The organism is Cryobacterium sp. TMT2-18-2 (assembly GCF_004402245.1).
Lineage (GTDB): Bacteria > Actinomycetota > Actinomycetes > Actinomycetales > Microbacteriaceae > Cryobacterium > Cryobacterium sandaracinum.
This window is the reverse complement of record NZ_SOFU01000015.1, coordinates 19,936-27,353: the sequence shown is the minus strand read 5'-3', so window position 1 is coordinate 27,353 and position 7,418 is coordinate 19,936. Positions and strand designations below refer to the sequence as shown.

Here is a 7,418-nt window from a genome sequence, read left to right as displayed (position 1 = left end):
TACGCACAAGTTCACCCGGCCCTACCGACCCCAAACCAACGGAAAGATCGAACGATTCCACCGCACCCTCGCCGCGGAATGGGCTTACGCCCACCACTACAACTCAGACACCGCCCGAGCAGCCACCTACCAAGACTGGATCCATAGCTACAATCACCACAGACCCCATACCGGCATCGGCGGCAAATCACCCATCAACCGTGCTCACAACGTCAGTGGGAACAACAGCTAGTCCAGGTCGCCCACCGAGACCAGGCCGTCGTGACGGCGGCCGTCGAAGATGATCGTCGGGATCTTCACGGTGTGGATGCTCTCCTCGACCAGCCGCGTGTTCGCGGCGATGATGTCGGCGACCTCGTCGGAGGCGGCGACGGATGCCACGGCGGCGACCTGTTCCGGGCTCAGGCCGAATTCAGCCGACCAGTCCTGCAGCAGCGTGGTGGCGACAGCCGGCTCGGCGCCGTTGATCACGCTCTGCCAGGAAACGCCCTTGTCATCGTCTTCCGTGTAGATCCGGCGCAGGATCTCCCAGTCGACCGGCGTGGCGGCGTCGGCGAGAGGGTTCAGCCGCAGCGCCTCGAGGTACTGGGTGACGAGCAGCGAGTTCTGGAACTTGTAGCCGTCGTCGGCGGCGATCGGGTAGGCGATGTAGGTGAGGTTCATCCGGTCGTCGAACCCGGCCTCCTCGATGTTGTTGAACAGCTGCAGGCAGTAGGTGCAGCCGGGGTCGATGACCTCGAGCGCGGTTTCCTTCTTCGCGTCGTAGACGCCCAGGTAGCTGGCGTTGGCGGGCAGGTATTCCTCGGCCTCCCAGTTCTGCATGCGGGAGGGGATCGCCGAGAACGTCTCGCCGAGGCTGGCGAAGTCGTTGCCGAAGGCGCCGATCACGTCGCCGGAGAGCAGGGACTCGCCGAAGGTGGGCGTCTGGTCGGGGATCGAGCAGGCCTCGGCGCCCAGGCTGCAGGATGCGGAATCCTGCTTGTTGCAGGTGCCGTAGACGTACAGGTTCACACCGCTCTTGACGACGACGTATGCGCTCCAGACGGTGGTGAGCACCACGAGCAGCGCGACCACCTCGAGGGCGACGGATGCCGGGCCGACGAGCTTCGGACGGCGCACCGCCAGCGGCGCGAGCAGGTGGTCCTTGATGTCCTGCTTGAAGGTGGTGTCGCAGGGGCGGAACGTGACCCGGCGGAGGGTGCAGTTCCACGCCTTGCCGAGGTAGCGGCGGTATCGTGCCGACACGGCCGCCATGAAAACGAGAACGATGAATGCGGCAATGCAGAACACTTAGGAGAGGCCTTTCATCAGGCGCGCGAGGGCCTGTGCGGCCTGATCGACATCGGCCGTGGTTGAGTGCAGTCCGAGCGAGAAGCGCAGCAGCGGCGGCAGCCCGAGCTGGTCTTTCAGGTAGTGGTGGGCGCAGAAGTAGCCGCTGCGCACCATGATGTGGGACTGGGAGAGGAACACTGCGAGCCGGTGCGAATCCTGTTTCGGGGCGTAGACGCTGATCACCGGGCTGGCCGCGGTGTTGACCAGAGTGAGGCCGGGGATGTCGCCGAGACCCTCGAAGAGCCGCTGCGAGAGACCCTGAAGGTGCTCGGCAGCGGGCCGGCCGCCGGGGCGCACCTGTCCCAGCCACTCGATCGCACGGTGCAGGGCGATGATCTCGCCCCAGGCCTGCAGCCCGGGTTCGAGCAGGGCGCCCGGGTCGTTGGCGAGAAGGTCGTAGGAGTCTTCGCGGACATCCGCGACCATGCCGCCGCCCACGAAGGTGAGTTCGAGGGAACCGAGCAGCTCGTGGGTGGCGACGACCACGCCGAGGCTGGCGCCGTACATCTTGTGGGCGGAGAAGCAGAGCGCGTCGGCCTCGGTTTTGGCCAGCAGGGTGCGTTCGTGCGCCATGGCCTGCGCGGCGTCGAGGATGACGATGCCGCCGCGGGCGTGGGTGTCGCGCACCAGGTCGGTGAGGTTGGTAAGTAGACGCCCGTCGATGTTGGAGGCCACGTTGACGACCACGATCGCGCGTTCGAGCTGGGCCGGCCGGTAGATCAGGGCGCCGTCGGGGGCGCGGTCGAGCACCAGGCGGGGCACCCCCAGTCGGGTCGCCGCCGTCATGGTGGGCAGGAAGACCGAATTGTGCTCGATGTGGCTCGTGACCATCTGCCCGAACCGGCCCTGCGGCAGCTGTTGCAACAGCAGGTTCAGGCCGAAGGTCGTGTTGAGGGTGAAGGAGACCGCGTGACCCCGGCCGGAGAGGCCGAGCAGCTCGAGCACGGCCCGGCGGGCGTCCTGCACCTCCCGGTCGACGCGGGTGCCCCAGGCGTACTTCACGCGCCCGCCGCAGGCGTTGTACGCCGTGTAGTACTCGGTCAGGGCATCGAGGACCGGCTGCGGCCGGAGGCTTTGACAGGCGGAGTCGAGGTAGACCGCGCCGGGTTCGAGGTAGGCGAAATCGGCGAGACGGCCGGTTTCGACCGCAACCGGTGGTGTGCGCCGGAACAACCCAGTGTGCTTCATGTCCTTCAATTCTTTCCGGCTCATTCTAGGCGAGCAGCGGGTTTTGCCCGGCGTGGCTGGGAACCGGCTGGGAGCGTGGTGGTCATGGCTTCATCCGTCGCACCGGTCTAGGCCTGGGCCGCAACGAGCACGGTCCAGGTAAGGCCGAAGTCGTCACTCGCGACAACCCCTCGCTGGTCGGCGGCGAGGAGCCAGGGCATGCTGCCGCCGACGACGGCAAAGGCCTCCGGGGTACCCTCGGTCTGCCCGCCGCGGGTCCAGGTTCCACCTCCGGTCTCCTGGTGCCAGACCACGCCGTCGGGATCGATGCCGACGACGCCGCCGGCAGCGGCATCCTGAACGTCGATCAGGTACAGCATCGGTGCGCCGGAGAGCGTCCCGAACGTGCGCCCGGCATCCTCGCTCACGGCGAGGCCGTTCTCGGTGGTCGCGAAGACCCGGTCCGGGGTCGCCGGGTCGGCGGCGAGGTCGCGCAGCGCCACCGCGGCTCCGGGCGACCAGGTGGCCCCGTCGTCGTCGCTGATGCTGACCGTGCCGGCGGCGGCGTCGTAGCCGTAGACGCGCAGGGCGCCCGTCGGCAGGGTCACCGCGTCGAGGTCGTGGAAGTCGGTCTCGCCGGCGAGGGAGACGTTCGACCAGGTGGCCGCCGCATCCGCGCTGCTGATCAGCCCCACATTCGGGGCCGACAACGTGGACGTGTCGGAGCCCGGATGCCCGGACGCCAGCAGCAGGCCCGGCCCGGCCACGGTGAAGCCCATGGCGTCAAAGGCCGGGCCGTCGGTCGGGGTGGGCCGGGTGATCTCGGCATCCGGCGCCCCGGCCAGGTAGCTGTCGGGGAGCAGGCCGGTCGGGATTTGCCACACGCCCTGGTGCGTGCCGGCATAGGTCGCGCCGGTGGACGGGTCGGCGCCGAGGCCGTGGACGTGTTCGAAGGCCGTGGTGGTGGTGGGCGTGCCGGTTGACGGAGTCGCTGGGGTGGGCGCGCAGGCGGCCAGTGCGGCCGCGAGGCCGACCGTGATCACGGTGGCGCCGCCGAGGCGGATGGTTCTTCTGGACGTCGTCATGGGTCAGAACTCGGTGAGGAGGTCGGTCATGACGGCGATTTCGGCGGACTGCGAGTCGACGATGGTGGCCGAGAGGGCCTGTGCGTCGGCGTTGCTTCCCTCGTTCTGGTGCGTTTGCGCCATGGCGATGGCGCCCTCGTGGTGCGCGATCATGAGCTCGAGGAACACCTGGTCGGCCCCGGAGCCCGAGGCCTCGTCCATCGTCATCAGGTCTGCCTCGCTCATCATGCCGTCGGTGCCGTGGTCCATGTCGGACATGCCGCCCGTGTCGGCGCCCCACTCGCCCAGCCAATCGGTCAACCGGGTGATCTCGGGCTCCTGCGCTGCCTTGATCTCGGTCGCCAGGGCGGTGACGCGCGGGTCGGTGCCGCGCTTGGCGAGCAGGTTCTCGCTCATCTCGACGGCCTGCTCGTGGTGGGGGATCATCATCTGGGCGAAGTCGATATCCGCGGCGTTGGCGGCGGCGCTTGAGCCGCCGGCGGCCGGGGTGCCCGCGGCCGGGGGCGTGCTGCCGCAGCCGCTCAGGGTAAGCGCCGTGGTCAGCACGGCGGCGGCGATCATGGAGGTGCGGAGCGTGCGGGTGGTTCTGAGCATTGGTGTTCCATTCGTCGGCAAAGCGTGAGAAACCGGGGCCGGGATGCGGCCGGGCCGCGCAGTCCGGTGGGGGTGCGCTGGCGAGGGTTTCGGCCTAGGTGCGGCTGATGGAGAGCAGGGTGAGGCTGGGCCGGTGCAGGTGCAGCGGGATCTCGCGGAAGGAGCTGACGATGAAGCCGCCGGCCTCGAGCAGGCGTCGGTAGAACGACGGGCGCCGGGACAGCACAATCAGGGCGCCCAGGATCAGCAGCAGGGAACAGGTCATCGAGAGGGCGGCCAGGCCCGACATCGAGTGGGTGTCGGCGTTGCCGACGGTGTCGGGGGATGTTGCGGTGTGGGCGGTCGCGGAATGCGCGCCGACCGCCATCGCGGTCGCGGTCACTGGCGTTGACGATGTCGGGGCTGCGGACAGGCTGTGGGCCGGTGGGTGAGCCAGGCCGTGCCCGGTTCCGGCCGAGTGCACGGCGAGCAGGCAGAGCAGCATCGCGGCCAGTGTGAGCACGGCCAGCACGGCGAAGTGGAAGACGTGGCGGCTACGACGGAAGGAGATGGCACCGCGCGTGTGCCGCATGCCGCCTCCGTCCGAACTGTGGTCTGGGCATCCGTCTGGCCGGTCGTTGAGCCTGGATACCCGCTCAGGCTATACCCGGGCGGATCGGTGCCGGCTGGGAGTGGGCTCACCCCCAGTCGAGCGCGAGCACCCACGACCCGTCGGTGTCGCGGCGCAGGTCGTAGCGGTGTTGTTCCTCGTCGCCGCGCGAGGCATCGAGGCGCCAGAGCTCGGTGTCGATGCGGGACGGCACGCCGCCGGCGTTCTCCCACCAGCGAGTGCGGGTGAAGATCGCCTGCGGCTGGCCGATGACGGTGTGTTCGAACCGGTTCCAGATGAACGCGCGCGGGTCGCCGTCGACGGACAGCTCCACGTCGACGACTGCGTCAATGATCTGAGGCATGCGTGGCTCCCTTGATACTCTCGAACATCCATTCGGTTCTGCGAGTGTAGTTCATGCCGCCGACACTCGCCAGACCCGATCAGGAAATCGCTCGCGACCCCGGCACCGAGGACTTGCCCGGTTCTCGCGCGCCCAGGCTCGACGAGCCGGGCCGGGGCGTGAGCCCGAGCCGCCGCACGATCTCGGCGGCCTCCTCGGCCGGAGCGCGGCCGGCGTCGATGGAGATCGCGCGCTCGTCGGCGTCGGGCGCCTCGAGTGTGGCCACCTGCGAATCGAGCAGGGAGGTCGGCATGTAGTGGTCGTGGCGCGTCGCAAGCCGGCGCCCGATCAGGTCCGTCGACCCGGTCAGGTGCACGAAGATCACGTTGTGCTCGCGCAGCACGTCGCGGTAGCGGCGCTTGAGCGCCGAGCAGGTGATGATGCCCGGCACCCCCGCCATGGTGTGCTCGATGATCCACGAGGAGACCGTGTCGAGCCAGGGTGCGCGGTCCTCGTCGTTCAGAGGCCGACCGGCGGACATCTTGTCGATGTTCGCCTGGGGGTGCAGGTCGTCGCCCTCCTCGAGATCCCAGCCGAGCTGGCCGGCGAGGAGCCCTGCCACGGTGGACTTGCCGGATCCGGAGATGCCCATGATCACGAGCACGGGCTGCTGAGTCTCGAACATGCTAGATCACGATATTCAGCAGGAGGACGCCGGCAAGGCCGACCACGGAGATCAGGCACTCCATCACGGTCCAGGTCTTCAGATTCTGCCCGACGGTCGTGCCGAGGTACTCCTTGACGAGCCAGAACCCGGCATCGTTGACGTGGGAGAGGAAGAGCGAACCGGCGCCGATGGCGAGAACCATCAGCGAGACATCCGTGCTGCCCAGGCTGGCCGCGACGGGGGCGAGGATGCCGGCGGCCGTCACGGTGGCGACGGTGGCCGAGCCGGTAGCGACGCGGATCAGGGCGGCGACGAACCAGGCCAGCACGAGCACCGAGACGCTGCTGCCGGCCACGGCGTCGGCGATGACGGTGCCGATGCCGGTGTCGATGAGCACCTGCTTGAACCCGCCGCCCGCGCCCACGATGAGCAGGATGCCCGCGATCGGCGGGAGGGAGTCGGAGAGGGACCTGGCGACCCCGGCGCGGTCCATGCCGCCACCGCGACCGAAGACGATCATCGCGTAGATCACGGCGATGCCGAGGGCGATCATCGGCGTGCCGAGGAAGTCGAGCGTGGCGTTGAGAGGCGAGGTGGAGCCCGGGTCGATGGCGTCGGCGATCGATCGGGCGAGCATCAGCACGACGGGGAGCAGGATGCCCGAGATGGTGATCAGGAAGCTCGGGCGCCGACTGTTCTCGCCCAGACCCTGTTCCTCGTTGGTGAGGAACAGGGCCGGCACGGGCACGGAGACCCAACGGCTCGCGAACCTGCTGAAGATCGGGCCGGCGATGATGACGGTCGGAATGGCGATGAGCACGCCGATCGCGAGAGTGAGCCCGAGGTTCGCATCGAGAGTGGTCACGGCCACGAGCGGACCGGGGTGCGGCGGCACCAGGCCGTGCATGACGGACAGGCCGGCGAGGGCAGGGATGGCGATGCGGATGAGCGAGAGCCCGCTGCGGCGGGCCACCAGGATGATCACCGGGATGAGCAGCACGAGGCCGACTTCGAAGAACATCGGCAGGCCGATCAGCCCGCCGATCAGGGCCATCGTCCACGGCAGGGTGCGGGCGCTCGAGCGCGTCACCAGCGAGTCGACGATGCGGTCGGCTCCGCCGGAGTCGGCCAGCAGCTTGCCGAACATGGCGCCGAAGCCGACCAGGATTCCGACGCCGGCCATGGTGGCGCCGAAGCCGGCGCTGAAGCTCGTGACGGCGGCGGCGGGAGCGAGGCCGGCCCCGACCCCGACGCCCACGGCGCCGATCGAGAGGGCGAGGAACGGATGCACCTTGAGCCAGGTGATGAGCAGGATGATCACCGCGACGCCGACGAGGGCGGCGAGGATGAGCTGGAGGTCGCTGCCGGCCGGTTCAATCGGAACCACCGGAGCCGCGTAGGGAAGAATCATCTGAATTTCCATTCCGAGGCTGCTTCACTGCGACCTCATCGTCCAATAATCTGATTAATCAGATATTTGAGTGTGGCACACGAATCGCGACTCCGGGACCAGCGCCGGTACGATCACGATGGGGGACGTCGCGCGGACGCGACGACGCGCGCGGCCAGTCCGCAGGGAGAAGCTGAGATGAACCATGGGGCGGGCGCAGGAGTGTGGAGTGAGCGAGGGCTGCATGCGCG

At 68.6% G+C, this 7,418-nt stretch carries 9 protein-coding genes; 1 reads left to right on the top strand and 8 read right to left on the bottom strand.

The genetic code is table 11. From position 1 onward, the window contains the following. Positions 1 to 232, top strand: a 232-nt coding sequence (locus E3O22_RS05235; RefSeq protein WP_134397078.1) for an integrase core domain-containing protein, incomplete at its 5' end; no start/stop codon positions are given. On the opposite strand, the gene E3O22_RS05230 is transcribed toward E3O22_RS05235, so the two are convergent. The 8 genes from E3O22_RS05230 to E3O22_RS05195 form a co-directional block, all read right to left on the bottom strand. Beyond that, on the bottom strand, positions 229 to 1,290 hold the full coding sequence (locus E3O22_RS05230; protein ID WP_134394302.1) for a hypothetical protein: 1,062 nt from the start codon (positions 1,288 to 1,290) through the stop codon (positions 229 to 231). The genes E3O22_RS05235 and E3O22_RS05230 overlap by 4 nt on opposite strands. Further along, on the bottom strand, positions 1,291 to 2,520 hold the full coding sequence (locus E3O22_RS05225) for an aminotransferase class V-fold PLP-dependent enzyme (RefSeq protein ID WP_166784568.1): 1,230 nt from the start codon (positions 2,518 to 2,520) through the stop codon (positions 1,291 to 1,293). Between the two features lie 107 nt (positions 2,521 to 2,627). Continuing rightward, entirely contained in the window at positions 2,628 to 3,584 is a 957-nt protein-coding gene (locus E3O22_RS05220) for a F510_1955 family glycosylhydrolase (RefSeq protein WP_134394304.1), read from the bottom strand. A 3-nt stretch (positions 3,585 to 3,587) separates the two neighbouring features. Beyond that, a complete protein-coding gene (locus E3O22_RS05215) occupies positions 3,588 to 4,178 on the bottom strand; it encodes a DUF305 domain-containing protein (RefSeq protein ID WP_134394305.1) in 591 nt (196 codons plus the stop codon). Between the two features lie 94 nt (positions 4,179 to 4,272). Further along, a complete protein-coding gene (locus E3O22_RS05210; RefSeq protein ID WP_134394306.1) occupies positions 4,273 to 4,749 on the bottom strand; it encodes a hypothetical protein in 477 nt (158 codons plus the stop codon). A 106-nt stretch (positions 4,750 to 4,855) separates the two neighbouring features. Further along, positions 4,856 to 5,131 carry a hypothetical protein gene (locus E3O22_RS05205; protein WP_104100589.1) on the bottom strand — a complete coding sequence of 92 codons (276 nt, stop codon included), beginning with the start codon at positions 5,129 to 5,131 and terminating at the stop codon, positions 4,856 to 4,858. A 79-nt stretch (positions 5,132 to 5,210) separates the two neighbouring features. Next, complete coding sequence (locus E3O22_RS05200) at positions 5,211 to 5,795, bottom strand: gluconokinase (RefSeq protein ID WP_134394307.1); 585 nt, start codon at positions 5,793 to 5,795, stop codon at positions 5,211 to 5,213. A 1-nt stretch (position 5,796) separates the two neighbouring features. Beyond that, on the bottom strand, positions 5,797 to 7,200 hold the full coding sequence (locus E3O22_RS05195) for a GntP family permease (RefSeq protein ID WP_241973505.1): 1,404 nt from the start codon (positions 7,198 to 7,200) through the stop codon (positions 5,797 to 5,799). Between the last annotated feature and the right edge of the window lie 218 nt (positions 7,201 to 7,418).